24 protein-coding genes are annotated in these 26,123 nt (G+C 69.1%); 11 read left to right on the top strand and 13 right to left on the bottom strand.

What is annotated here, in order from left to right; translation table 11 throughout:
- The first annotated feature begins 18 nt into the window (after nucleotides 1-18).
- Nucleotides 19-2,298, top strand: a complete 2,280-nt coding sequence (locus HWX22_RS00245; RefSeq protein WP_175906323.1) for a molybdopterin cofactor-binding domain-containing protein — start codon at nucleotides 19-21, stop codon at nucleotides 2,296-2,298.
- A 36-nt stretch (nucleotides 2,299-2,334) separates the two neighbouring features.
- Here HWX22_RS00245 and HWX22_RS00240 read toward each other — a convergent pair whose 3' ends face one another.
- A complete protein-coding gene (locus HWX22_RS00240; protein ID WP_059818847.1) occupies nucleotides 2,335-2,781 on the bottom strand; it encodes a MarR family winged helix-turn-helix transcriptional regulator in 447 nt (148 codons plus the stop codon).
- A 533-nt stretch (nucleotides 2,782-3,314) separates the two neighbouring features.
- On the opposite strand from HWX22_RS00240, the gene HWX22_RS00235 reads away from it, so the two are divergent.
- Together HWX22_RS00235 and HWX22_RS00230 are read left to right on the top strand one after the other, a co-directional pair.
- Nucleotides 3,315-4,622, top strand: a complete 1,308-nt coding sequence (locus HWX22_RS00235; protein WP_175906325.1) for an MFS transporter — start codon at nucleotides 3,315-3,317, stop codon at nucleotides 4,620-4,622.
- A 427-nt stretch (nucleotides 4,623-5,049) separates the two neighbouring features.
- Complete coding sequence (locus tag HWX22_RS00230; protein ID WP_175914790.1) at nucleotides 5,050-5,814, top strand: DUF4397 domain-containing protein; 765 nt, start codon at nucleotides 5,050-5,052, stop codon at nucleotides 5,812-5,814.
- Nucleotides 5,815-5,865: 51 nt separating this feature from the next.
- Here the strand turns inward: HWX22_RS00230 and HWX22_RS00225 are convergent, their stop codons facing one another.
- Nucleotides 5,866-6,414, bottom strand: a complete 549-nt coding sequence (locus tag HWX22_RS00225; RefSeq protein ID WP_175914789.1) for a DUF3005 domain-containing protein — start codon at nucleotides 6,412-6,414, stop codon at nucleotides 5,866-5,868.
- 32 nt (nucleotides 6,415-6,446) lie between these two features.
- Between HWX22_RS00225 and HWX22_RS31875 the strand changes: the two genes are divergently transcribed.
- From HWX22_RS31875 to HWX22_RS00205, 4 genes are all read left to right on the top strand, one after another.
- Complete coding sequence (locus HWX22_RS31875; RefSeq protein ID WP_244135171.1) at nucleotides 6,447-6,779, top strand: hypothetical protein; 333 nt, start codon at nucleotides 6,447-6,449, stop codon at nucleotides 6,777-6,779.
- Between the two features lie 319 nt (nucleotides 6,780-7,098).
- Complete coding sequence (locus HWX22_RS00215) at nucleotides 7,099-8,631, top strand: NCS1 family nucleobase:cation symporter-1 (RefSeq protein ID WP_175914788.1); 1,533 nt, start codon at nucleotides 7,099-7,101, stop codon at nucleotides 8,629-8,631.
- 22 nt (nucleotides 8,632-8,653) lie between these two features.
- Nucleotides 8,654-9,382 carry an aspartate/glutamate racemase family protein gene (locus tag HWX22_RS00210; protein ID WP_175906333.1) on the top strand — a complete coding sequence of 243 codons (729 nt, stop codon included), beginning with the start codon at nucleotides 8,654-8,656 and terminating at the stop codon, nucleotides 9,380-9,382.
- Between the two features lie 24 nt (nucleotides 9,383-9,406).
- Nucleotides 9,407-10,585, top strand: a complete 1,179-nt coding sequence (locus HWX22_RS00205) for a LysR family transcriptional regulator (RefSeq protein WP_175914787.1) — start codon at nucleotides 9,407-9,409, stop codon at nucleotides 10,583-10,585.
- Between the two features lie 63 nt (nucleotides 10,586-10,648).
- Here HWX22_RS00205 and HWX22_RS00200 read toward each other — a convergent pair whose 3' ends face one another.
- On the bottom strand, nucleotides 10,649-12,217 hold the full coding sequence (locus tag HWX22_RS00200; RefSeq protein WP_175914786.1) for an MFS transporter: 1,569 nt from the start codon (nucleotides 12,215-12,217) through the stop codon (nucleotides 10,649-10,651).
- Nucleotides 12,218-12,317: 100 nt separating this feature from the next.
- Between HWX22_RS00200 and HWX22_RS00195 the strand changes: the two genes are divergently transcribed.
- The gene (locus tag HWX22_RS00195; RefSeq protein ID WP_059524865.1) at nucleotides 12,318-13,196 is read left to right on the top strand and encodes a LysR family transcriptional regulator; all 879 of its coding nucleotides are present in this window, start codon (nucleotides 12,318-12,320) and stop codon (nucleotides 13,194-13,196) included.
- A gap of 211 nt (nucleotides 13,197-13,407) precedes the next feature.
- Entirely contained in the window at nucleotides 13,408-14,397 is a 990-nt protein-coding gene (locus tag HWX22_RS00190; RefSeq protein ID WP_175914785.1) for an ABC transporter substrate-binding protein, read from the top strand.
- Nucleotides 14,398-14,413: 16 nt separating this feature from the next.
- Here HWX22_RS00190 and HWX22_RS00185 read toward each other — a convergent pair whose 3' ends face one another.
- The gene (locus HWX22_RS00185; RefSeq protein WP_175914784.1) at nucleotides 14,414-14,788 is read right to left on the bottom strand and encodes a phage protein NinX family protein; all 375 of its coding nucleotides are present in this window, start codon (nucleotides 14,786-14,788) and stop codon (nucleotides 14,414-14,416) included.
- 290 nt (nucleotides 14,789-15,078) lie between these two features.
- Between HWX22_RS00185 and HWX22_RS00180 the strand changes: the two genes are divergently transcribed.
- The gene (locus tag HWX22_RS00180; RefSeq protein WP_175914783.1) at nucleotides 15,079-16,155 is read left to right on the top strand and encodes a glycosyltransferase family 2 protein; all 1,077 of its coding nucleotides are present in this window, start codon (nucleotides 15,079-15,081) and stop codon (nucleotides 16,153-16,155) included.
- A 16-nt stretch (nucleotides 16,156-16,171) separates the two neighbouring features.
- Nucleotides 16,172-17,434, top strand: coding sequence for a glycosyltransferase family 87 protein (locus HWX22_RS00175; RefSeq protein WP_175914782.1), 1,263 nt, complete (start codon nucleotides 16,172-16,174; stop codon nucleotides 17,432-17,434).
- Here the strand turns inward: HWX22_RS00175 and HWX22_RS00170 are convergent.
- From HWX22_RS00170 to HWX22_RS00130, 9 genes are read right to left on the bottom strand one after another with little or no spacing between them, the layout of a single operon-like run.
- On the bottom strand, nucleotides 17,398-18,438 hold the full coding sequence (locus HWX22_RS00170) for a TadG family pilus assembly protein (RefSeq protein WP_175914781.1): 1,041 nt from the start codon (nucleotides 18,436-18,438) through the stop codon (nucleotides 17,398-17,400). The two genes, HWX22_RS00175 and HWX22_RS00170, sit on opposite strands and share 37 nt — an antisense overlap.
- Nucleotides 18,431-18,859 (bottom strand): TadE family protein, encoded by a 429-nt coding sequence (locus tag HWX22_RS00165; RefSeq protein ID WP_175914780.1) that lies wholly within the window; start codon nucleotides 18,857-18,859, stop codon nucleotides 18,431-18,433. The genes HWX22_RS00170 and HWX22_RS00165 overlap by 8 nt, the downstream gene beginning before the upstream one ends.
- Entirely contained in the window at nucleotides 18,856-19,713 is an 858-nt protein-coding gene (locus HWX22_RS00160; RefSeq protein WP_175906351.1) for a tetratricopeptide repeat protein, read from the bottom strand. The genes HWX22_RS00165 and HWX22_RS00160 overlap by 4 nt, the downstream gene beginning before the upstream one ends.
- Nucleotides 19,710-20,654, bottom strand: a complete 945-nt coding sequence (locus HWX22_RS00155) for a type II secretion system F family protein (protein ID WP_175906353.1) — start codon at nucleotides 20,652-20,654, stop codon at nucleotides 19,710-19,712. The genes HWX22_RS00160 and HWX22_RS00155 overlap by 4 nt, the downstream gene beginning before the upstream one ends.
- On the bottom strand, nucleotides 20,651-21,628 hold the full coding sequence (locus HWX22_RS00150) for a type II secretion system F family protein (RefSeq protein ID WP_175906362.1): 978 nt from the start codon (nucleotides 21,626-21,628) through the stop codon (nucleotides 20,651-20,653). Before HWX22_RS00150 ends, HWX22_RS00155 begins: the two co-directional genes overlap by 4 nt.
- A complete protein-coding gene (locus tag HWX22_RS00145) occupies nucleotides 21,625-23,055 on the bottom strand; it encodes a CpaF family protein (RefSeq protein ID WP_175906365.1) in 1,431 nt (476 codons plus the stop codon). Before HWX22_RS00145 ends, HWX22_RS00150 begins: the two co-directional genes overlap by 4 nt.
- Nucleotides 23,052-24,275 (bottom strand): AAA family ATPase, encoded by a 1,224-nt coding sequence (locus HWX22_RS00140; protein WP_175906367.1) that lies wholly within the window; start codon nucleotides 24,273-24,275, stop codon nucleotides 23,052-23,054. Before HWX22_RS00140 ends, HWX22_RS00145 begins: the two co-directional genes overlap by 4 nt.
- Before the next feature lie 22 nt (nucleotides 24,276-24,297).
- Nucleotides 24,298-24,681 carry a CpaD family pilus assembly lipoprotein gene (locus HWX22_RS00135; protein WP_059524851.1) on the bottom strand — a complete coding sequence of 128 codons (384 nt, stop codon included), beginning with the start codon at nucleotides 24,679-24,681 and terminating at the stop codon, nucleotides 24,298-24,300.
- A gap of 12 nt (nucleotides 24,682-24,693) precedes the next feature.
- A complete protein-coding gene (locus HWX22_RS00130) occupies nucleotides 24,694-26,076 on the bottom strand; it encodes a type II and III secretion system protein family protein (protein ID WP_059818834.1) in 1,383 nt (460 codons plus the stop codon).
- Nucleotides 26,077-26,123 lie beyond the last annotated feature (47 nt).

Genomic DNA, 26,123 nt, shown 5'->3' with positions numbered 1-26,123 from the left:
CGACAGGACACCTCGATCGTGAATCGCTCCGAACTGCTTGCGCGCGACGGCTGCCTGACCGTGATCCGGCCGCCCGCGCCGCCGCCCAGGCCGGCGCCCGGCCAGCCGGGCAGCCTGTCGTCGTACGTGCCGGTGCTACCCGAGGTGTTCGTCGCGATTCTCGACGACGGACGCATCCTCGCGTTCAACGGCCATGTCGACCTCGGCACCGGCATTCGCACGTCGCTCGCGCAAATCGTGGCCGAGGAACTCGACGTGCCGCCCGCGCGCGTGACGATGGTGCTCGGCGACACGGCCGCGACGCCGAACCAGGGTCCGACCATCGCGAGCGCGACGATCCAGATTTCCGCGACGCCCTTGCGCTGCGCGGCCGCGCAGGCACGCCACGCATTGCTGATGCGGGCCGCCGAGCGTTTCGGTGTCGATCTCGCGCAGTTGAGCATCGACGACGGAACGATCTCCGCGCCGGCACACGGGCACGCCGCGACGTTCGCCGCGCTCGTCGCGGAGCACCGCATCGCACTGACGCTCGACCTGAATGCCCGCACGAAGGATCCCGCTGACTACCGGATCGTCGGCCGATCGTCGCCGCGCGTCGACCTGCCCGCGAAAGCAACGGGCCAGCTCACGTTCGTGCACGACATGCGCGTGCCGGGCATGCTGCATGGCCGCGTCGTGCGGCCGCCGTATGCAGGCCACGACAGCGGCGCGTTCGTCGGCACGTCGCTGGTCGACGTCGATCGCGCGTCGGTCGCCGACGTGCCGGGGCCCGTGGCGATCGTCGCGATCGGCGATTTCGTCGGCGTCGTGGCCGAGCGCGAGGAACACGCGATCCGCGCGGCGCGCCAGCTGCGCGTCACGTGGCGGCCGCATCCCGCGCTGCCGCCGCTCGATACGCCCGCGGCCGCGATCGCCGCCGCGCCCGCGCAACGCCGTTTGTTGCTCGACGAAGGCGACGTCGACGCGGCACGCACGCAACCCGACACGATCACGCTGTCGCGCACCTATGCATGGCCGTTCCAGATGCATGGCTCGATCGGCCCGTCGTGCGCGCTCGCCGACTATCGCGCGCCCGGCGACGGCCGGATCACCGTATGGTCCGGCACGCAGAACCCCGTATCGCTGCGCTACGACCTCGCGACGCTCGTGGCGCGAGACGAAGCCGATTTCGACATCGTACGAATGGAAGCAGCCGGCTGCTACGGCCGCAACGGCGCGGACGACGTATGCGGCGACGCGCTGCTGCTGTCGCGCGCGGTCGGCCGTCCGGTGCGCGTGCAACTGTCACGCGCGGACGAACATCTGTGGGAACCGAAGGGCGCCGGGCAACTAATGCAGGTGACGGGCACCGTGACGCGCGACGGCCGCCTGCTGAGCTACGACTTCACGACGCGCTATCCATCGAACGACGCGCCGCTGCTCGCAACGCTCCTGACCGGCGCGATCGCACCCGAGCCGCGCGTGTTCGAGATGGGCGACCGCACGGCCGTGTCGCCGTATGAAAGCCCGAACCGCCGCTTCGTCTGCGAGGATCTCGCGCCGCTCGTGCGCGCATCGTGGTTGCGCGGCGTGTCGGCGTTACCGAACTCGTTCGCGCACGACGCGTTCGTCGACGAATGCGCGGTGCTGGCCGGCATCGATCCGGTCGCGTTCCGGCTTCGGCATCTCAAGGACACGCGCGCGCGCGAACTGCTGCAGGCCGTGGCTGATCGCGCGGGCTGGACCCCGTGCGCGGGCCGCAACCATGAACACGAAGGATCGCGCGTCGTGCGCGGGCGCGGCGTCGCGTATGCGCGCTACGTGCACAGTCGCTTCCCCGGTTTCGGCGCGGCATGGTCCGCATGGATCGTCGACCTGAGCGTCGATCGCGTGTCCGGCGAAATCCGCATCGAGCGCGTGACGGTCGGCCAGGACACCGGCACGATGATCAACCCGGACGGCGTGCGTCACCAGATCCACGGCAACGTGATCCAGGTATTGAGCCGCACGCTGAAGGAGCGTGTGCGGTTTGCCGATGGCAAGGTCGCTTCGCGGGAATGGGCAAGCTATCCGATCCTGACGTTCGACGAAGTGCCGGATGTCGACGTGGTGCTGATGCCGCGGCAAGGCGAGCCGCCGCTCGGCGCGGGCGAATCGGCGTCGGTGCCGGGGCCAGCCGCCGTCGCGAATGCGCTGTTCGACGCGACCGGCGTGCGCTTCTACGCGCCGCCGTTCACGCCCGAGACGGTGCGTACAGCGCTGCGCGAGGCCGGCCGGCTTCCTGGTGCGGAAGCGCCCGCCGCAGCACGCGCGGTGTAAGGGTGGTTCGCGTCGAGGGCCGGACGGCGCCGCGCGTCACGCGTCGCCATCGGCCTCCATCATCTTGCGCAGCAGATACTGCAATGCGACGCGTTCGCCCGGATTGAGCGGCCCGTACGTGCGCTCGGTCACCTGCCGCGCGAACGGCACCGTGCGGTCGATCAGCGCGAGGCCCGCCGCGGTCGCGCGCACGATCAGCTTGCGGCCGTCGTTCGGGTCGGGCAGCACCTCGATCAGCTCGCGCGCCTTCAACCGATCGACGACGCCGCGGATCGTCGCCTGGTCGATCGCGGTCGCCTTGACGATGTCGTTCAGCGAACACGCCTGCTTTTCCTTGACCGCGCACAGCGCGACGAACTGCGCGGCCGTCAGGTCCGAATCGGGGATCGCTTCCTGGAAGATCGCGACGTGCCGCTGATAGGCGCGGCGCAGCAGGTGCCCGACCTGGTCGTGAAAGTCGTAGGAATCCTTGGAAGACGCCATGAAGATGAAGGCCCGCGCGGCATGAATGAGAAAGGCAAGCAGTGTACACCCTCGAATCGGCACGATCGTTCGCGCGGTGGTCGCTTCATTGCGGCACGTCAGGGTTCGTCGCGCCCGCTCCGTCTTTGACCTGACGATTGCCCGACTGTGCCGACCCGCCCACGACACCGCGCCCCAAGGGTGCCGTTCGCACCATCCTGCGGACTACCGAACGCACGCTATCGCACCACCGAGGCACTTGCATGCACACACTCCACTTTTAAGCGCACACGCACGAGTTTTGTGCATCCGGATCCGCTCGTGATGTTCGCGAAAATATGTGCTTTTCCCCGAATAATTCCTCGAAAAACATAGGCCTTATACGGCACATCGATCGATCCTAAAACGGATGTTTTCATGCCAGTGCGATTCCGTATTTTCTAGTGTGTACGCTATGTAATTGGCGTGCTATACAGACTCCAGCGCGCGGCGAACCTTCGCTCGCGTCGAACGGCCACCCACTTCATCCGTCACATTCGAACAGGGGCAATCCCATGTCTACCGCACACCCGAGCGCAGCCGTCTCCGCCGACGACACGCTGCACGGCGCGCTATACCGCAAGGTCACGCTGCGCCTGATCACGCTGTTCTGCCTGTGCTATTTCGCGGCCTATCTCGACCGCATCAACATCGGGCTCGCGAAGCTGCAGATGCTCGACGCGCTGAAGTTCAGCGACACCGTGTACGGGCTCGGCGCCGGCCTGTTCTTCGGCGGCTACATCCTGTTCGAAGTCCCGAGCAACCTGGTGCTGCAACGCGTCGGCGCGAAGCTGTGGATCGCGCGGATCATGATCACGTGGGGTCTGCTGTCGGGCGCGACGATGTTCGTGCAGACGCCGATGCAGTTCTACATCGTGCGCTTCCTGCTCGGTGCCGCCGAAGCCGGCTTCCTGCCCGGCGTGCTGTTGTACCTGACGCAGTGGTATCCCGATGCGCGCCGCGCGCGGATCGTCGCGCTGTTCATGGTCGGTCTGCCGCTGTCGAGCATGATCGGCAGCCCGATTTCCGGCTGGATCATGCGGGCGTTCGACGGCGCGCACGGGCTCGGCGGCTGGCAGTGGCTGTTCCTGCTGGAGGCATTGCCGTCCGTGCTGCTCGGCTTCGCGGTACTGCGCTGGCTGCCCAACGGCATCGAAACCGCGCGCTGGCTGAACCCCGATGAGAAGCGCACGCTGCGCGCCAACCTCGACGCCGATCCGTCCGGGAACAAGAGTCATGCGCTCGGCCGTGCGTTCACCGACCCGAAGGTGTGGGCCCTCGGTCTCATTGACCTCTGCGTGCTGCTCGGGCTGTATGCGGTGAGCTTCTGGCTGCCGACGATCCTGCGCGACACAGGCGTGAAGGACGCGTATCACATCGGCTGGCTGATGGTGATCCCCAATGCCGCGGCCGTGCTCGCGACGCTGTATTGCGGCGCGAGCTCCGACCGTGCGCGCGAGCGCCGCTGGCATATCGTCGTGCCGTTCCTGGTGTCGGCCGTCGCGCTCGCATTTGCCGCCGCGTCGTCGCACGGCACGCTCGCGACCGTGTTGCTGTTCTCGCTAATCAACGCGGGCGCGGCCGCCGCGATGCCGGTCGTCTGGGCGTTGCCGTCCACGTTCCTGAAAGGCTCGGCTGCGGCGGGCGGGATCGCTTTCGCATGTTCGATCGCGAACCTCGGCGGCTTCGGTAGCACTTACTTCATCGGCTGGCTGCGCGACACGTTCCATTCGCAAAGCGCGGGGCTATACGGCTTTGCCGCATGCATGCTGGTCGGTTGCGCACTCGCGCTCGCGTATCCGGCGAAGCTCGTGAATCGGTGATGCACATCACGCGCGCGGCGCCGCCAGGTCGCCGCGCGACCGCATGATCTTCCTCATATCGATGCGCACGCAACGATATGCGCGAAAATCACCGCCCCCTGTCCCGCGTCGGCCGCAGCGCACAACGGTCGACGTTTGAAACGCCTTTTCGGCACACGTCGCGCGCTCCCTGGTTGCATCGCCTTTTTACAAGCATCCAACCCCGACTCGCACGATCCGGCGCGGCACGCAACTGCCCTGCATGCCGCACCTCCGCCACACGGGCGCCCGTGCCGATTCCGTCGCGTGGGCACATCGCTTGCGACATCCATGCGCCCGCCGCCCCGGCGGACGGCAATTCCTTCCTTCAATCCGGCGCTGCGTACCGCGCGATGCCTCGCGCGGCGACACCGCATCGCAATCAGGTTCCCTGAATGAGAGGACGACAATGAAATCCATTCGAACAATAGCAGCCCTGTGCTCGGTCGTTTCCATGCTCGCGGCATGCGGCGGAGACGGCAACGACGTCGGCACCGAACTCGGCATCTCGAAACCGCAGGCGCGCTTCATCAACGCGGTGCCGGCCGGCCCGAATCTCGATTACTACCTGAATGCGAAGGTCGACGCGTCGGGCGTCGCGTACAAAGGCGTCACCCGCTATCACGACATCGACTCGGGCACGCAGACCGTCAGCTACGACGTATCGGGAACGACCACGACCGTCGCGTCGCAGTCGTTCGGCGCGGCGAACGGCCATCACTACACCACGATCGCGTTGCCGAGCACGTCGTCGGCGATTTCGGTGATCGACGACCCGTTCGACAAGAAGCTGCTGTCCGACAAGGCGCGCGTGCGCAGCTTCAACGCGTCGCCGAACGCGCAGAACATCGACGTGTACGTCGTGCCTCCCGGCACCGACATCAACGCGCAAAGCCCGACGCTGGCGGGCGCCGCGTATCAGAACGCCGTGCCGGCATCCGGGCAGGATTCGGTCTATCTGAACGGCGGCAGCTACCAGGTGATCGTCACGACGGCCGGCAGCAAGTCGCCTATCCTGAAGACCGCACCCGTGAGCATCAACAACAACGCGGACTGGCTGCTGGTGACGATTCCGTCGGGCGGCATCGGCGACGTGACGCCGAACGACGTCCACGTGCTCGTCGCGCAAGGCAACGATGCGGACACGTCCGCGCAGGAACTCGGCCCGCAGTAACGGCCATCGGCGGACCGCCGGCCGGCGGTCCGCCCCGCGTCCATCTATGCGTCAGTCGGTCCGCTCGAGGCGGATCACGTGCTCGGCCCGCGTGCCGTCGCCGTGCTCGACATCGACGTCGCCGACATAGCGGACGCGCCAGCCCGGCCGCGTCGCGATTTGCGGCATGTTGCCGCCCGGGCGGCTCTCGATCCCACCGAGCCCTTCGTCGGGCGTGTCGACCGCGTCGTCGAGCGACGCGTTCGAGTAAATCACGTTGTCGTGCCATTCGGTCGCGCCTGAACGCGCCTCCAGGCCCTTGCCGTCGACGTCGACCGTGTTGTCCGTCATCGCCATGTTGGCGTTGTCGAGCGTGACGATCCGGCCGGCCGCACGACGCACGGGGTCGCCGCTGTCGACCGCATTCGCGTCGACGTCGATCGGCGGCAGGCCGGTCGGCGTTTTCGCCGCGACCGCCTCCGGTGTCAGCGGATGCTTCGCGACTTCGGCTGCCTGGGTCGCCGCATCCGGCATGTCGCCGGCCGCCGGCGTCTTCACCGGGCTCTTCTGGATCTGTTCCCGCTGCTGTTCCGGGGTTGGGTTCGATTCCGCGTTCTGCATCGCACCTCCTGTTCCCGACGGCGCGCGCCGGCATGACGCGGCCGGCGCCGCTCCGGGAATCGCTACAACGGTCCTTGCAAATCTTTCACACGCAGCGCGCTACCCGCGCACGTCCTGCGACGCACGTGCCGAGCGGAACGCCGTTACGGCGGCGCACGGGCAATCTGCCCGCGCACGCCGCCCGCTCCCGCGATCAACCGCCGCTTGCGCCCGTCGGCGCGGATGCCGCGCCCGGCATGCTCGCCGCGCCGCCGGCCGTGCCGCTGCCCGGCATGCCCGAGGGTGCGGTGGACGGCGCCGGCGCCATGCCGCCGGTGGCGCTCGTGTCCGAACTCGCGCCGGTGCCGGTGTCGCTCTTTTTCTGACAACCCGCACCCGCCGCCAGGCCGGCGATCAGGATGCCGGCGAAGACGGCCCGCGATACGTGACGAATGGAATATCGCTGCATGACACCTCCGCTGATGTCGATGTGGATGGAACCCTTCAATACGCAATTCGCGTGCCGCGCAGTCGATCGATCCCCATTCATTTTTCAAATGACGCCCAGCCGAATATTTAATTTCCCATCGCCGCGCCCGCCGCCCATACTCGCGAACAAATCCGAGACATAACGTCCACGGCGGCCGGCCCGCGCTGCGTGCACACGCTGCCGGTTCGCGCCCCGCACATGGAAGGAGACAAGGCGTGCAACTGGAAGCCACCCACCGCGCGGGCATCGTGCTCGGCGCGCAGGACGCACTGCATCGAACCGATACGGCCGCGCGCGATCCCGCGCTGAGCCCGCGGCTGCACAACGCCGACCTCGCGCCGACCAAGGCCGAGGGCCGCACCTGGGGCCGCTACAGCATCTTTGCGCTCTGGACCAACGACGTGCACAACATCGCGAACTACTCGTTCGCGATCGGCCTGTTTGCGCTCGGCCTGTCGGGCTGGCAGATGCTCGCGTCGCTCGCGATCGGCGCCGTGCTCGTGTATTGCTTCATGAACCTCACCGGCTACATGGGCCAGAAGACCGGCGTGCCGTTCCCGGTGATCAGCCGGATGAGCTTCGGCATTTACGGTGCGCTCTTGCCCGCGATGATCCGCGCGGTGATCGCGATCGCATGGTTCGGAATCCAGACCTATCTCGCGTCAGTCGTGCTGCGCGTGCTGCTCACCGCGATCTGGCCGGGCCTCGCCGCCTTCGACCACGATGCGATCCTCGGGCTGTCGACGCTCGGCTGGATCACGTTCGTCGCAATCTGGCTGGTTCAGATCGGCATCCTGACTTACGGCATGGAGATGGTCCGCAAGTATGAGGGGCTCGCCGGCCCGGTCATTCTCGTCACGACGCTGTCGCTCGCCGCATGGATGTTCAGCCGCACCGGTGGCCATCTCGCGATGTCGATCGGCAAGCCGATGACCGGCCTGAAGATGTGGACCGAGGTGTTCGCGGGCGGCTCGCTGTGGCTCGCGATCTACGGCACGCTGGTGCTCAACTTCTGCGATTTCGCGCGCTCGTCGCCGAGTGCGAAGACGGTGCGGGTCGGCAACTTCTGGGGCCTGCCGGTGAACATCGTGGTGTTCGCCGCGATCAGCTTCGTGCTCGCGGGCGCACAGTTCAAGCTGAACGGCCAGATCATCCACAGCCCGACGGAAATCATCGCGACGGTGCCGAACAAGCTGTTCCTCGTGCTCGGCTGTCTTGCATTCCTGATCGTGACGGTCGCGGTGAACATCATGGCGAACTTCGTCGCACCGGCCTTCGTGCTGACGAGCCTCGCGCCGCACCGCCTGACGTTCCGCCGCGCGGGCCTGATCAGCGCGACGGTCGCGGTGCTGATCCTGCCGTGGAACCTGTACAACAGCCCGATTGTGATCGTCTATTTCCTGTCCGGCCTCGGCGCGCTGCTCGGCCCGCTGTACGGGATCATCACGGTCGACTACTGGCTCTTGCGCAAGCAGCGCGTGAACGTGCCGGATCTCTATACCGAAGCGCCGACCGGCGCCTATTTCCATACGCGCGGCGTGAACCACAAGGCGCTCGCGGCCTTGCTGCCGTCCGCGCTGATCTCGATCACGCTCGCCGTCGTGCCGGCCTTCAGCGCGATGACGCCGTTCTCCTGGCTGCTCGGCGCGGCCATCGCGGGCAGCGTTTACTGGCTGACGGCCGATCGCAAACGGCAATACGAGGAGCGCTCGGGCGAACACATTGCGGTCGCCTGCGCCCGACACTGAACGCAGCATACGGAGTGCACCGATGAGAATCCTGGTAGTCAACGTCAACACGACCGAATCGATCACCGACGCCATCGCCGCGCAGGCGCGCGCCGCCGCGTCGCCCGGCACGGAGATCGTCGGGCTGACGCCGCGCTTCGGCGCGGAGTCGGTCGAGGGCAACTTCGAGAGCTACCTCGCGGCGATCGCCGTGATGGACCGCGTGTTGAGCTACGACGAGCCTTACGACGCGGTGATCCAGGCCGGCTACGGCGAACACGGCCGCGAAGGGCTGCAGGAACTGCTGACGGTGCCCGTCGTCGACATCACCGAAGCGGCCGCGAGCGTCGCGATGCTGCTCGGCCACCGCTATTCCGTGGTCACGACGCTCGACCGCACGGTGCCGCTGATCGAGGATCGCCTGAAGCTCGCCGGACTCGATGCGCGCTGCGCATCGGTGCGCGCGAGCGGTCTCGCGGTGCTCGAACTCGAGGAGAACCCGGCCCGCGCGATCGAGTCGATCGTCGGCGAGGCGCAGCGCGCGGTGAAGGACGATCACGCGGAAGTGATCTGCCTCGGCTGCGGCGGGATGGCCGGCCTCGACCGGCAGATCGAGGAATGCACGGGCGTGCCGGTCGTCGACGGCGTGTCGGCCGCGGTCGCTCTTGCCGAATCGCTGGTGCGCCTGAAGCTGAAGACGTCGAAGGTCCGTACGTATGCGCCGCCGCGTCCGAAGCGGATCGTCGGCTGGCCGGGCACCTTCGCCAAATGACGGGCCGCGCGAACGCGTAGCGCCATGCGGGACGCACCGAAGCCGAACGGCCTTGCCCTCGACGCGTCCGACGCAACGGGCGCGCTCGACGTGCTGGACGCGCGGCTGATGCGCATCCTGCTCGTGCTGCTCACCGAGCGCACCGTGTCGCGCGCGGCCGTGCGGCTGAACATGTCGCAGCCGGCGACGAGCGCCGCGCTCAAGCGCCTGCGCACGCTGCTCGGCGATCCGCTGCTGGTGCGCAGCCGCTACGGAATGGTGCCGACCGAGTTCGGCGCGCGGCTGATCGAGCCGCTGCGCAACGCGCTGCGCGTGATCGACTTCATCCGCATCCAGCAGCCGACCTTCGACGCGCGCACGTCGGTGCGCACTTACCGGATCGGCTGCCCCGACTACCTGAACGTGCTGTTCGTGCCGAAGCTCGTCGCGCTGTTCCGCGAACGCGCACCGAACGCGCAGCTCGTGTTTCATCCGCTCGGCGACGGCTTCGACGACGAACGGGCACTCGCCGACGGCGAGCTCGACGTCGTGATCGACAACCGCCCTGCCCGCTCGTCGCGGTTCCGGCAGGACGACCTGTTCGACGATCGCGTCGTGTGCCTGATGCGCGCGACGCATCCGCTCGCGCGGCGCGGCGCGATGACGGCCGCCGAGTTCGCGCAGGCGCCGCAACTGTGCCCGACGCCGTCGTGGCTCGAAGCGTCCGGCGCGATCGACCGGCAGCTCGAACGCGTCGGCCTGCAACGGCGGATCGTCGTCACGCTGCCGCACTTCGAACTCGCCGCGCATGCGCTGGTGCGCTCCGATCTGATCCTGACCACCACGTACCGGCTCGCGCGCCACTACGCGAAGCTGCTGCCGCTCGGCACGGTCGCGCTGCCGGCCGAGCCGCCCGACATCGTGTACCGGATGACGTGGAACGAATCGGGCGCCTGCGTCGACGGTGTGCGCTGGCTGCGCGGGCTGATCGCCGAGGCGACGCGCGGCTGGCTCGATGCGGAAGCGGCACGGCCGGCCGTTGCGGCGGTCGCCGCGAATGCGAACGCGGATGCGGACGCGCGAACGAACGCGCCGATCATCGATGCCCCGCCCGAGCCGACGCGGCGCACACGCCGCCGGCAGGCGACGCATTGCGGTGCATCGCAGCGACCGCACGTCGCGCGCGCGGCGCGCATCCATCGCCTCGCGATGAAATCGCGCTGAACCGCGGGCTCGACGACGCCGCGTCGTCGCGTGCAACGGGAAGCGCGTCGCTCGCGGCACACGTCACACATCGCGCATCGGTTGCGCAAGCAACGTGTATGCAACGACGGCGACAGCCAGCGCGAGCACGCCGCTCAACGTCAGCGCGGCCGCGAATCCGCTCGCGAAGGCCGCGGGCGCCGCGTCGGCGAGCGTGCGCGCGGCCGACGGCGGCACGTGCGCCAGCGCCTGCCCGAGATCGCCGGCCAGCAGGCTCGACATGAACGGCGCATCGACGAACGCGCGCACGTCCGCCACGGCGGACAACATCCGGTCGAGTCGCGCGTGCGTGCTGGCGGCCAGCACCGCGCCGAGCACGCCGACGGCCGTCACGATCGCCGAGAAGCGGGTGGTCGTGCTAATGCCCGACGCCATTCCGGTCCGGTTCGGCGGCACGCACGCCATGATGGCCTTCTGCGTGTCGCCGTTCATGATGCCGGCACCGCAGCCCGTCACGAACATCCCGAGCGCCACGAGCCGGTAGTCGCCGCAGGCGGTCAGCGCCGCGGTCACGAGATTGCCCGCGCCGATCAGTGCGAGCCCGCCCGCCAGCACGCCGCCGGACGACACGCGCGACGCGAGCATGCCGCCGAGCGACGGTCCCGCGATCATCGCGAACGCGAACGGCAACATCCCGAGCCCCGCGTCGATCGCCGACATCCCGAACGCGTTCTGCAGGTACAGCGGCAGGAACGTCATCATCACCTGCGCGCACGCCGCGTAGCCGAACATCGCGAGCACGGCGCCGACGAAGCGCGGTTGGCGAAACAGCGCGAGATCGATCATCGGCCGCGCCTGCCAGCGCTCCGCGCCGATGAACGCGGCCAGCAGCACACCGGCGAGCGCGAACCGGCCGAGCGTCGCGGCCGACAGCCAGCCGTGCGACGGCGCGCCGATCAGCGCCGCGATCGCGCACGCGAGCGCCGTGCCGAACAGCAGGCTGCCCGCGGCGTCGACCCGTTTCGCATGCGGGTCGCGCGACTCGTCGATCGCGACGCGCGTGCCGATCGCGAGCAGCGCGCACACCGGCAGGTTCAGCAGGAACACCCAGCGCCAGCCGATCCACTGCGTGATCGCGCCGCCAACCAGCGGCGCGACGGCCGTCGCGATCCCCATGCACATCCCCCAGATCGCCCACGCGCGGGCGCGCTCGCGCCCGTCCGGAAAGCGGTTCGCGATCACCGCGAGCGCGGCCGTCAGCAAGAGCGCGGCCCCGCCGCCCTTCACCGCGCGCGCGGCGATCAGCCAGCCGGCCGACGGCGCGATCCCGCACCCGAGCGACGCGAGCGCAAAGAGCGCGAGCCCCGCGCCAAGCATGCGTTTGCGCCCGAAGCGATCCGCGAGCCCGCCGGCCGGCAGCAGGCATGCGGCGAACGCGGTCATGTAGGCGCTCACGACCCACTCGATGTCGGCGAAACTCGCATGGAAGCTGCGCGCGACACTCGGCAGCGACACGGCGACGACGTTCGTGTCGAGCACGATCAGCGAGCACGTCGCGGAGGCGACCGCGAGCGTCGCGGCGGCCGGCAGGCGGGCACGCGGATGCGCGGCGGCGGGCGCGCCCGCGCGCCGGGCGGGAGAAGACTGGGACATCGACGGGCTCCAGAGCAAGAGGGACGAGCCGTATGCTAGGCTGGCCCGTATTGCCTGTCATTGACATATCCATGCAGTTTCATTGACGAAAATCGCAATCATGAATCCGCTTGAATTCCGTCACGTGCGCGCGTTCCTGGCCGTCGCGCAGCACCTGCATTTCGCCCGCGCGGCCGACGCGCTCGACATGGCGCCGCCCGCGCTCACGCGGCAGATCCAGGAAGCCGAGCGGGTGCTCGGCGTGCGGCTGTTCCAGCGCTCGCGCCGCGCGGTCACGCTGACGGCGGCCGGCGAGGCGTTTCTCGCCGAGGCGAGCGCCGCGTTCGAGCATCTGCAGCGCGGGCGCGAACTCGCGACGCTCGCCGAGCGCGGCGAGCTCGGCCGCCTCGAGATCGGCTATGTGTCGTCGGCCGTCTATTCGGGCACGCTGCAGCGCACGGTCGGCGCGTTCCGCGCCGCGCATCCGCGTATCGAGCTGAACCTGCGCGAGGTGCCGATGGACGACGTCGCGAAGCAGCTCGACACGGGCCGGCTCGACCTCGCATACGTGCGCCCGCCGTTGCCGCTGCCGGGCGGGCTGCGGATCGTCACGCTGCAACGCGACGTGTTCGTCGCGGCGGTGCCGGCCGATTCGCGTTACGCGGCGATGACCGCCGTGCGCGCCGCCGATCTCGCCGACGCACGCTTCGCGGTACCCGAACAGGAACGCGGCACGCTCGAAGTCGCACGCCGCGGCCGCTTCGCGCCGGTGATCGCCGCGCGGCCCGGCGGGTTGCTCGCGGTGCTCGCGTGCGTGTCGGTGAACGGCTGGGTCGCCGTGATCCCGGACGCGCTCGCCGGCTGCGTGTCGTTGCCGGGCGTCGTGTACCGGCCGATCGCCGGCAAGCCGATCATGTCCGAACTCGCGCTCGCGCATCGGCGCTTCGAAAAGGCGCCCGCGGTGCGCGCCTTCCTGCGCACCGTTCCGGCCGCTGGCTAGGGCCTGTTCGCGCCAGCAACGGACTGGCGCCGCCCCGCCGCCGCCGAGCATGCGTCGAGGGCGGCCGCGGCCTTGGCTTCTCCACACCGCCACTCACCAGCCTCGCGTGAATAAGCATTTCGCGATTCGATGTTTGCCGGCGCGAAACCGATTCCGTAATCTGCCCGGCAACCGCGCGACCTGCGCGCGGATCACCGAGGACCCGCCGCCGATGACTTCGCCCCCCGCCCCGGCCCGCCGCCGCGCCCTGCTGCGCGTCGCCGCCCTGGCCGCCGCACCGCTGGCCGGTGCCGCAGCATTGCCCGTGCGCGCGGCCGGTCCCGACCTGTCGAACGTCACGCTGGTGCTCGGCGACCAGGCCGGCGGCCTGCGCGCGCTGGCCGAAGCCGCGCGCGTGCTCGACGGCGTGCCGTACCGGTTTCGCTGGGCGAATTTCCAGGGCGCGGCACCGTTGTTCGAAGCGCAGCGCGCGGGCGCGATCGATCTCGCGCCGGCCGGCGACCTGCCGGTGTTGACGGCCGCGCTCGGCGATCCGGCGTTGCGGATCGTCGCGACGCGCGTCGGCTCGCCGACGTCGCTCGGCATCGTCGTGCAGCCCGATTCGCCGGTGCGCACCGTCGCCGACCTGAAGGGGCGCACCGTCGTCGTGTCGTCGGCGCGCGGCAGCATCTCGCAATACCAGCTGTACGGCGCGCTGCGCGAACACGGCCTCGCACCGGGCGACGTCGAGGTGCGCTTCGTGCTGCCGGTCGATGCGTTCGCCGCATTCGAGGCGAAGCAGATCGGCATCTGGGCGACCTTCGATCCGTATTACGGACACGTGGTTCGGCGCGGTGCGCGCATCGTGCGCGACGGCAGCGGGATCAATTCGGGGCTCGCGTTCCTCACGTCGCCCGTCGACACGCTCGACGATCGATCCAAGCGCGCGGCGCTGTCGGACGTGCTCGCGCGCCTGACCCGCGCCGGCCAGTGGGCCTTGTCGCACCCTGTCGATTACGGGGCCGTCTATGCGTCGCTCACGCGCCTGCCGCGCGATGCGGCCGCCGACATCGTCCGCCGGGCGGCGCTCGCGCAGCGCGGCGTCACCGGCGCGGACATCGACGTGCTGCAACGGATCGCCGACCGTGCTGCCGCGGACGCGATCCTGCCCAAGCGCGTCGACGTCGCGTCGATCGCGATACGCAACCTGTCGGCCGCCTAATCGGTTTCGCGCGCGCTCAGCGCGGTTTCGACATGTCGAGATCCGGGACGTCGTCGCCGAACGTCGACGCGACCAGCGTGCGCATCGCGGCGACCAGCAGCGTCGGCCCCGACTGGTTGAACGTGCAGCGCTCGCCTGCCGCCGGCACGGCCCGATGCAGCACCGCGCGCCACGCGCCGTGCCCGCCGTCGCGCTCGAACGCGCCGAACGGCAAGCGTTCGACCAGCGGGCCGCCGTCCGCCCATGACGACGACGGCGCGTACAGCACCGGCGTGCCGCCCGATTCGCGAATGACCGTGCACCCTGCGGCATCGACGCGCGGCGCGCCGAGGTCTTCCACCATCGCCACCCAGAAATCGAGCGGCGCACCGGCCAGATCCTGAACCTGCATCGCGCCCTCCAGCGGCCTTGAAAACGCCATCCTAGCGCCGCTGCGCGCGGTTCGCCGACGCGCCGCCGTCCGATGTTTCCCCCGGCAAACCTGTCCGGCGTGCAAATCCATCGATACGTGTTACGAATCGGCGATTCCTGCCTACAATGAACGCAACGCCTGTCGTCCGGTACGCGGTGGACGAACAGGCCGGAACCGACTTCACGCCGAACCGGGCCGGGCCCGTTCGGCAAACGACAACCGGAACCATACGGTGCAGCGCAGGCCGGATCTCTCGGGGGAACCGCAGCATGTCCACGCACGCCAGGAAGCCGCTGATATCGCTCGTCGTGCCGTTTCACGACGAAGAGGAAACGATCGACGCATTCTTTGCAGAAACGCTGCCCGTTCTCGAGTCGGTCGCCGGGGTGCGCTTCGAGATCGTCTGCATCAACGACGGCAGCCGCGACCGCACGCTCGACCGGCTGGTCGCGGTCGCCGCCCGCGACCCGCGCGTGCACGTCGTGGATCTCACGCGCCGCTTCGGCAAGGAAGCGGCGCTCACCGCGGGCCTCGACGAGGCCGCCGGCGCCGCGGTGATCCTGATCGACGCCGACCTGCAGGACCCGCCCGCGCTGATTCCCGCGATGATCGAACACTGGCGCGGCGGCGCCGAAGTCGTCGCCGCGAAACGCACCGACCGGATGTGCGATCCGTACCTTCAGCGCGCGGCGGCGGCACTTTACTATCGCGTGCACAATGCGCTGTCCGAAGTCGAAATGCCGGAAAACGTCGGCGATTTCCGCCTGATGGATCGTGAGGTCGTCGATGCGCTGCGCGCGCTGCCGGAGCGGCGGCGGTTCATGAAGGGGCTGTTCGCGTGGGTCGGCTTTCGCACCGCGATCGTCGAATACACGCGCGCGCCGCGCAGCGGCGGCCGCTCGAAGTTCTCCGGATGGCGCCGCTGGAACTTCGCGCTCGAGGGCATCACGAGCTTCAGCACCGTGCCGCTGCGCGTGTGGACCTACGTCGGCCTCACGTTCGCGATGCTGTCGCTCGTGTACGGCGCGTTCATCGTGGTGCGAACGCTGCTGTTCGGCAACCCGGTGCATGGCTACCCGTCGCTGATTTCCGTCGTGCTGTTCGTCGGCGGCATCCAGTTGATCGGCATCGGCGTGATCGGCGAATACCTCGGCCGGATCTATCACGAGTCCAAGCAGCGCCCCGTCTATCTCGTGAGGCGACGCTATCGTACCGAGCGCGATGCCGCCGGGCAGCCGGCATCGAAGCTGCTGCAGTTCCCGCTGAAGCGCGCGAACGCCGCGCGCCGCCGGACGGCGCTGCCGGCGGCAACCGGCGTCGCCGCTCGCAAGGCGTCGTTCAAGTAGAACCGGGCGGCCGCAATTGGACATTCCCCGGCAATCGCTGCGCTCGGCGGAGCGCCCGGTCGTCGCGTGGCTCACACCGCGACGCGTCATCCTGTACAGCATGCTGATGCTGGCGTTGTCCGCGCTGTTCGTCGCGATCTGGATATCCGTCGTGCGCCATGCGCACGGCAGCGTCCTGTCACGCGCCGGCGCCGACTTCTCAGTGTTCTGGTCCGCGTCGTACGTCATGCTGCACGGCTCGCCCTCGCAGGCATACGATTTCTCCGTATTCTCGCGGCTGACGGCCGAACTGTTCCCGAATCTTCGTCGCGACGCCTTCGCTCCGTGGCTGTACCCGCCCACGTATCTGCTGCTCGTGACGCCGCTGGCGCTGCTTCCCTTCGCGCTCGGTTATCCGCTGTTCGTCGCGTTCGGCGTGGCCGTGCTCGGCCTCGCCGCGTGGCGCGTGGCGCGTCTCGGCGTGATTCCCGGCGCATGGCGCGCCGGCATCGTTGCGCTGCTCGGCGCGCCGTGCGTGTTCGTCACCGGGGCGCTCGGGCAAAACGCGTTCCTGACCGCATCGTGCGCGGCGCTGGCCGTCTACTGGGCCGAGCGGCGGCCGATGTGGGCGGGCCTTTGCATCGGACTGCTGTCCGTCAAGCCGCAGATGGCGCTACTGTTCCCGTTCGTTCTGGTGGCGACACGCGCATGGCGCACGATCGCGTGGGCTGCGCTCGCCACCGGCACGTTCGTCGCGCTAAGCGTCCTGGTCTGCGGCATCGAGTCGTTGCGCCTGTTCGCCGCCGGCACGGACCTCGTACGCTCGATCGTCCTCGAACACGGCGTCGTGTTCTGGCTCGCGTCGCCGACGCCGTTCGCGGCGTTCCGGCTCTCGGGCGTGCCGCTCGGCGCCGCGTATGCCGCCCAGGCATGCATCGCCGCGATCGCGATCGCGGCCGCCTGCATCGCATGGACGCAGTCGCGCGATACCCGCGTGCGCGCCGCCGTGCTGACGGTCGCGACGCTCGTGGCCAACCCGTACCTGTGGCACTACGAACTCTCATGGCTCGCCATCGCGATCGCCTGCATGCTGTCGATCGGCTGGCGCGACGGGTGGCTGCGCGGCGAACAGACCGCGATCGCGCTGATGTGGGCACTGCCGATCGTCGAATACCTGAACCCGTGGCTCCAGTGGCCGCAGATCGGCCCGGCCGTGACGCTCTTCGCGCTGCTCGTGCTGCTGCGCCGCGCGCGCCACGACGCTCACAGCGCGAGCCGCGGCGGCACGTATACGCCGTAGTACGGCCCGACGCCCGTCGCGACGCCGGTCATCTTCACGCCGGCGACGAAGTGCCCCTGGATGTACTTGTACGTCCCGCCGAGCGACACGTCGATGTGGAACGCCGCGAACGCGACGATCGGCACGTAGGTGCTGCTCGCCGTCTGCGTGACGACCGGCAGCACGACCGTCGTGCCGACCGGCACCGACGTGTAGAGCGTGGCCTTCACGCCGGTCGCGAGATAGATGCTGTCGCCGATGTTGAGCGTCGTCGGGTTGCCGGTCACCATCAGGCCGCCCATCGTCGTCGTGTCGGTCGCGGTCGACTGGAACGACGTCCACTGGCCGCCCATGCACAGCGTGCCGTAGGTCTGGCCGTTCGTGATCGAGAATTCGTACGGCAGGCCGGTTAACGGATTGATCAGCGGCTGGTTGGTCGCCGCGTTCCAGTACTGGTTGTACACGCACTGGTCGATCGCGATCGGAAAGAGCCCGCCCGCCGCGACCCCGCCGGGCGCGGCGAGCACCGCGATCGCGGTCGCGCTGCCGGACGCGCCGGGAATACCGAGCAGCCCGCCGAGCAGCAGCGGAATCGACCCGCCGTTCACGCCCGGCGCGCGCGACACGGTCACCTGCACCGCGGGCACATCGTACGAGCCGGGCGTGATGGTGGTCGGCTGCATCGACGCGGGGCTGCGCGTCACGTTCCAGTAGCCGGTCGTCACCGTGCCGGTCGCCAGCGGTGCGCCTGCCGCCGCGTTCCGCGCGATCACGCCGTTCGCCGCGGGCGCGGCCTGCGACCAGTTCAGCGCGCCGCCGGTCGGCGACATCATCGCGTCGGCCGCCGCGAGCGCAGCCGCGTCGGCGGCGTTCTGCAGCTGGTTGCGTACCGTGGCCACCCACGCGATGTCGATCGCCAGCGCGCCGAACGACAGCAGCGGAATCAGGAACATCAGGAAGAACAGCGCGACGGAACCGCGCTCGCGCACGGCGCCGATCCCTGGCGCGTCGGCGGCGTCACTCATAGAGCATCACCGAACTGGCCGAGATCGTCACCGGGCCGGTCAGCGCGCTGAATGCCGAACCCAGCACCAGCCCCGAATACGTGTAGGTCACCGTTACCGTCAGCGCGGTGCCCGACGTCGTGCCGTTCGCCTGCGTCACGGTCACGGTCGGCGTCGTCGCGGTGCCGCCGGTGATCAGGCTGTTCTGCGTGTAGCTCGATGCGACGCTGGCGATCTGCGTCGTGGTCAGCATCGGCACGCGCAGCACGACGCCGGCGCGCGCGGCCTCGCGGCTCGCGTTCGTGATGACGGCCTTGTCGCACAGCAGCAGGCTGGTGTCGATGATGCCGATCAGCACCATCAACAGGAACGGCAGCATCAGCACGAATTCGAGCGATATGACGCCGCGCGCGCGGCGCGCGCCCATCGCCCCGCGTGTCATTTTTCGGCCTCCGCGGCGGGCCGCACGGCGCGCGGCTCGAGCGCGGCGCCTGTCGACGGTCGTGCCGCGGCGGACGCCGGGCGCGACGCGAGCTGCGCGCGCACCGCCTGGTAGACGCGCAGATTGTCAGCCACCGCCGACGCGGGCAGATCCGCGGACAGCAGCTTCTTCGCCGAATCGGTGTTGCCGAGCACGCCATACGCGAACGCGAGATTCTGGCGCGCCTGCCACGGCGCGTCGGGCAGCCCAGCCACGTCGAGCAATACGTTCACGCCCTCGCGTGGCCGGTTGCCCAGCACGAGCGACAGCCCGAGGTCGACACGCAGCCCCTGCGCATCCGGATGCGCGCGCAACGCATCCCGGTACACGGCCTGCGCGTCCTCGTGGCGGCCCTGCAGATCGAGCACCGTGCCGAGCCCTTCGGCCGCGAGCGGAAGGTTCGGCTGCGCGGCCAGCAGGTCGCGGTAGCGCCGTGCGGCCTCGTCGAGCCGACGCTGCCGCAACGCGACCCGCGCAAGCCCGATCTGCGGCCCGAGTTCGGCGGGCGCCTGCTGCCGCGCCTGCTCGTAGAGAATACGCGCGCGCTCCAGATCGCCCGCGCGGTAGTTGACGTCGCCGAGCCCCAGACGCGCCGGGAGCGAATCGGGATGCCGGGCAAGCACCTTCTCGTACAGCGTCGATGCGAGATCGACGTTGCCGCCGGCCAGCGCGCTGTCGGCAATGCGCAATTCGGCCTGCGGGTCGTCGCTCTTGTGCGACAACGCCGGCCGCGTCTGGATACCCGGCGCGCACCCGCCGGCCAGCACCGGCAACACGGCCGCGAACGCGAGCGCACGGAGGACGGATCGTGTCATTTGAATACCTCGAGCAGGCGGATCGCCGCCGGGCCCGCCGCGATCAGGCCGACCGTCGGCAGGATGAACAGCATCATCGGCAGCGTGATCTTCGGCGCGAGCTTCGCGGCCTGTTCCTCGAGCGCGACGATCTGCTCGGTCCGCTCGCTGCGCGACAGCGTCCGCAGCGCCTGCGTGATCGGCGTGCCGAATCGCTGCGATTGCGTGAGCGTCGTGGCAAGCGAGCGTGCCGACGCGAAGTCGACGCGTATCGAAAAATGCGCAAGCGCTTCGGCCACGTTGCCGCTCAGCGTCAGCTCGTCCGCGCACACCTTCAGCTCGTCGGCGAGCGGCGGGCAGATCCGCTCGAGTTCGCGCGCGACGCGCCGCACGCCCGATGCGAGGCTGTTGCCGGCCATCGTGCAGATCACGAGCAGGTCGAGCGCATCCGGAAAGCACGCGGAGATGATGCGTCGACGCCGCCGGATCATCGCGCCGAGCACGTATTCGGGCACGATCACGCCGATCACGAACGCGGCGACCATCGCCAGCGCCCGGATCACGAAGTATTCGCCGAAGCGCGGAATGTACGGGCTGAACACGATCGCGACGCCCGCGAACAGCACGCCGCAACTCAGCTTGATGCCGATCATCGACGACACCGCACGCCGCTCGCGAAAACCCGCGCGTGTGAGCTGCAGCCCGAGCTTCGCGCGCTGCATCGGGTCGAGCACGGGCAGCCGCTCGCCGAGCTGCGCGAGCCGCCGCGTCAGGTCCTGACGCACCTCGCCCGGCTGCAGCCGCCCCGACGCCAGCGACAGCGAGCGTTGCCCGGCCGCCTGCTGCACTCGCTCCGCGATCCGTCGGCGTGTACCGCCGCCGGGCGGCACGAGCGCCGCCGCGACGCACGCGAGCAACAACAACAGTTCGAGGCCGCGGGCGGCCAGCATCGACATCGTCATCGCGCGGTATCCAGTTTCGAGATCTTGCGGATCGTCAGTAATCCGATCGTCAGCAGCGCCGCGGCGATCGTCAGCATCACGCGTCCGGGATGCGTGTCGAACAGCAGCATCACGTACGCACGGTTCACGAGGAACAGCGCACCGATCATCACGAACGGCACCGCCGAAATGATCTTCGTCGTGATCCGCCCCTCGGCGGTCAACGCGCGCGTCTTCAGACGGATGTCGCGGCGCGTGCGAATGATGCTCGACAGCTCGTCGAGCGTCTCGCCGAGGCTGCCGCCCGTCTCGCGCTGCAGCAGCAGGTAGACGGTGAAGAACGAGAAGTCCGCGATCATCAGCCGGTCCGCCGCGAGCGTCAGCACGTCCTTCAGATCCGCGCCGACGCGCAGGCTGTCGCCCATCGTGCGAAAGGTCGAGCGCACCGGCTCCGCCGCGCTGTCGCCGACCGTGCTGATCGCCTGCGTGACCGGAATGCCCGCGCGCACCGCGCGCACGATCAGGTCGATCGCGTCCGGGAACGCTTCGAGAAAGCGCAGCCGGAACCGCTCGACCAGCGCGCGGTAACTGGCGCGCATCGCTACCAGCGGCAGCCCGACGTAGATCAGCGGATGAAGTACGCTCGGCAGCGCGACGAGCTCCACCACGGCGATCGCGGCGATCGCGCCGGCGAGCGTACCGGCGACGACGATCCGCATCCCGCGTTCGCCACCGACCGCCCGCACGCGCGTCACGTAACGCTGTAGCCACGCACGCGCGCGGCTTTGCCGGCGCGGCAGGTTGAACAGCGCGATGCCGGGCGCCGCGGCCGCACCGGCCTCCCGGCCCGCCAGCGATGGCGCAAGGTGCCGCATCCGCGCGCGAATGCGCTGCTCCGGCGTGTGGCGCGCACGATCGAGCAGCGCGGACAGCGCGAGGCCCACCGCGAGGATCACGACGAATGCGCCGAGCGCGAACAGGTCCGCGGCGCTCATTGCCGGAATACCTCGGAAAGCGCGTCCTCGACGCCGTAATACGCGGCGCGCGGTGCGAATGCGGGCCGCAGCGACGACGCCTCGAACACGCCCTTCACCACGTCCCGCGTCGTGTCGCCTTCCTGACGGAACGCGAAGAGATCCTGCGTGATCACCACCTCGCCCTCCATCCCGACGATCTCGGTGATGCGGGTCACGCGGCGCACGCCGTCGCGCATCCGCTCGACCTGCACGAAAAGGTGCACGGCGCTCGCGATCTGGCGCCGGATCGACAGCAGTTGCAGATTCGCGTTCGCCATCATGACCATGCTTTCGAGCCGGCTGATCGCGTCGCGCGGCGAGTTCGCGTGGATCGTCGTCATCGAGCCGTCGTGCCCCGTATTCATCGCCTGCAGCACGTCGAACGCCTCCGCGCCTCGGATTTCGCCGAGGATGATGCGGTCGGGCCGCATCCGCAGCGCATTGCGCACGAGGTCGCGCTGAGAAATCCCGCCGAGCCCTTCCGTATTCTCCGGCCGCGTCTCGAGACTCACGACGTGCGGTTGCAGCAGTTGCAGTTCGGCCGCGTCCTCGATCGTCACGATCCGTTCGTGCTCCTCGATATGTTGCGACATCGCGTTGAGCAGCGTCGTCTTGCCCGAACCGGTACCGCCCGAGATCACGATGTTCAGCCGGCATGCGCACGCGATCTTCAGCACCTGAAGCATCCCGTGCGAGATATTGCCCTGATGCGCCATGCGCGCGAGCGTGATGTCGCGCTTCGCGAACTTGCGGATGGAGATCGACGCGCCGCGCATCGCGATCGGCGGCAGGACCACGTTCACGCGGCTGCCGTCGGCGAGACGCGCGTCGACCATCGGGCTGCTTTCGTCGACGCGACGCCCGACCGCCGCCGCGATCCGCTGCGCGACGCTCGTCACGTGCGCGTTGTCGCGAAACTTCAGCGGCGTAAGTTCGAGCCGGCCCGCGCGCTCGACGTACACCTGATCGGGGCCGTTCACGAGAATGTCGGAGACGGTGTCGTCGGCGAGCAGCGGCTCGATCGGCCCGACGCCGAACATGTCGTTCAGGATCGCATCGACGATCAGCACCTGCTCGCCCGTCGTGATCTTCAGGCGTTCGCGCTCGACGGTGTGCGCGGCCACCTGCTCGATGCCCGCACGCACTTCGTCGCGCGTCTTCATCAGCGCCGCCGACATGTTCATCGACGAGAACACCGCGGTGCGAATCGCATCGAACTTGCCGGAGCGAATGAGCGCCTCCTGGGTATCGGCCGACGCCAGCGCGCGCGCGGACGCGGACGCGGGCGCCGGGCTCGCGGCCGGACCCGCGCCTGGGCCCGGCCCGGGCGCGCCGTCGGGCGGCGCGGCGGGCGCCCCTGCCGGCGCCGGGTCCGGCGTCGACTGCTTGCGGGTGCCGAACGTCACGATCCCTTCCTCCATTTGACGAAGCGCGCGTACCACGGCTCGGCGACGGCCATCGATTCGCCGGTGATGCCGTTCGCGAGCAGCCGGATCTCGTCCAGGAAGCCGTGACGTTTCGCGCGCTCGATCGGCTCGCCGAGGTTCTCGGCGACCGCGAGCGGCTGCGGCTCGTGCGGCAGCTCGCGCAGCCTCACGCCGCCGAATGCGTCCTCGAAGTCGGTCTGCGCGACGCGCCCCTTGACCGGTTCGAGCGGGTTGTTCAGCATCATCGACAGCAGCCGCTCGCCGGGCAGCTCCTTCACGAAGCGCGCAAGCCGCGCGGCTTCGTACGCGGCGTGCACCGAACGGTCGGCGACGATATAGACGAGATCGGACACCGCCAGCGCGTCCTCGAACAGCTTGCCGGCGCGGGTGCCGACGTCGAACAGCACGTAGTGGAAGCGGTCCTTGAGCATGTCGACGAGCAACGCGACCGCATCGTCGCGCAGCGGCGCGTCCTCGCCATACGCCAGTTCGGCCGACAGCACGTGCAAGCGGTCGCCCTTCGTGACGAACATGCGGTCGAACAACGCGTCGTCGGGGCGCTGCTCCATGTTCAGCAATTCGATCAGCCCGTTGTTGCTCGACAGCCCGAACATCGAGTTCGCGCCGCCGCCATGCAGGTTGAGGTCGACGTACGCGACGCGGCGGCGCTTCTCGCCCGCCAGGCAGCGCGCGAGACTCACCGCGATCGTGGTCGTGCCCACCCCGCCGCGCGCGCCGACGAAAGCGACGATCTTGCCGGTGCGCGCCTGCACGACCGATTCCGTCGCGGTCAGCGCGCGCCGCATCAACTCGACGGTCAGCGGCTTCACGATGTAGTCCTGCACGCCGATGCCGAGCAGGTTGCGGAACAGCCCGACGTCGTTCTGCGTGCCGATCGCAATGACCCTCACCGACGGATCGCACACGTCGGCGAGCCGCATCAGGTCCGATACCGGCAGCACCGAATTCGATACGTCGACGATCAGCTGGCGCGGCGAGCGTTCATGCTGCTGCAACAGCCGGATCGCGTCGTCGCAATTGCCCGGCTGCACATGAGCGCGCGTGATCGACAGATCCTGCGCGACGCGCCGGATCACGTCCTCGCTGCCGGCATCGGACACGACCGCGACGAGGTCCGCCGCTCCGGCTGCGGCGGCGTGCTTGGCATTCTGGCGGTCGAGGACGTTCATGGGCGGCATCGCGCTTCGCATCGGGAGTGGGTCAATGGCCGGGCGAGCCGGTCGTCGTCAACGTCTTGCCGGGCGCGGGCTGCTTCACGCGATCCTCGACGTAGCGGCGCACGGCGTCGGCCGCGACTTGCGCGTCCGCGCCGCCATACGGCACGGGCGCGACGAGATCCTCCGGGCGCGCGAGCATCGTCGCGAGATTCGTGTAGGTCGCGCAGCCGAACGGCACGCCGGGCCGCCCGAACCCGGCATCGACGAGATGCGACGGCTGCATCAGCTTCGCGCAGTCGGGCGGCACCGCGTGCACGCCGTCGAAGCCGATCGCGCGCGCATCGGGCAGGTTGATCGGCGGCGGCGCCGACAGGCAGCCCGCCAGCGCCGGCGGCAACAGGACGGAGACGATGGTTCGAATTCGCATGCGGTCCTCCGGTCAGTACACGAAGCCCGCGGCGCCGACGAGGCGCGGCGTGTCGCCCGACAGCATGTCGATCCCGAGATTGCGCTGGATCGCGAACTCGAGATCGCTACTCGGCCGCGCGACGGTGTCGAGCGCCTGCTCGAGCTGGCCGGGGCCGGTCGGCTGCACGATGTACGGCGTCACGATCACGACAACCTCGGTCTTGTTGTCCTGAAAGTTCTTCGACGAAAACAGCCGGCCGATGATCGGTAGCCGGCCGAGCCCCGGGATCTGCGACACGGTATCGGCCGTCTGGCTCTGCAGCAGGCCGCCGATCGCGAAGCTCTGCCCGCTCGACAGCTCGACCGTCGTCTCGACGCGCCGCACGGAGAGTCCCGGCACCGTGACGCCGCCGGTCGTCACGCTGTTGCTCGAGTCGACCTCGCTCACCTCCGGCCGCACCTTCAGGCTGATCCGGTTGTCGGCGAGCACGGTCGGCGTGAAGTCGAGCGACACGCCGAACGGCTTGAACTCGACCGTGATCGCGCCGGTCGTGGTGCCGGCCTGCGCGACCGGAATCGGAATTTCGCCGCCGGCGAGGAAGCTCGCGGTCTGCCCGGACATCGCGGTGAGATTCGGCTCCGCGAGCATCGTGATCAGGCCTTCCTGGTCGAGCGCATCGAGCACGACGTCGATCGACCAGCGCCCCGCGTGGAAACCGCCGAGTATCGAATACGCGCCGGTCGGCGACAGGTTGAACAGCTTGGTCGTCGGATCGATCAGCGTACGTCCGTTGAACAACCCGCCGACGAAGTTGCCGGCCGCGCCGAGCGAGCTCCAGTTGATGCCAAGCTGCTGCGTGACGTTGCGGCTCACCTCGGTCACGCGCACGCGCAGGTTCACCTGGATCGGGCGCGACAGCGTGAGCCGGTTGACGATCTTTTCCTTGTCGTTGAGATACGGTGTGAGCGACTGCATCACGGCGTCCGCGTCGGCTGCGCTCGGCACCTTGCCCGACACCATCAGCGAGCCCGGCGCGCCGGACACCGACAGCTTCAATTGCGGAAAGCGGCTGTCGAGCACCGCCTGCAGCGACACGGTATCGACCTGCACGATCACCGTCCGGCGCAGGATCGGCCGATGGTTCGCGCCGAGCGCGATCAGCGTAGTCGTGCCGGCCTTCTTCCCGAACACGAACACGGTGCGCGGCGACGGCACCTGGATGTCCGCGATGCTCGGGTCCGCGACGAACATCGCGGTCGCGGGTTCGGACAGCGATAGCATCTCGCCCTTGCCGGTCGCGATCGACAACGCCGCGCCGGCGTCCGCCGCCTGCGCGCGCGGCGCGAGCACGACGCCCGGCGCGACGATGCAGGCCAGGCACCAGAAAGCGATCCAACGAACCATGCGCACCATGCGTCTTCCCGTCAAATGCCGGCCGCCGGGCGGCCGGCCCGAATCGT

It is taken from the genome of Burkholderia sp. BCC1638 (genome assembly GCF_902833195.1).
Taxonomy (GTDB): Bacteria; Pseudomonadota; Gammaproteobacteria; order Burkholderiales; family Burkholderiaceae; genus Burkholderia; species Burkholderia diffusa.
This window is presented reverse-complemented; position numbering and strand designations above follow the sequence as displayed.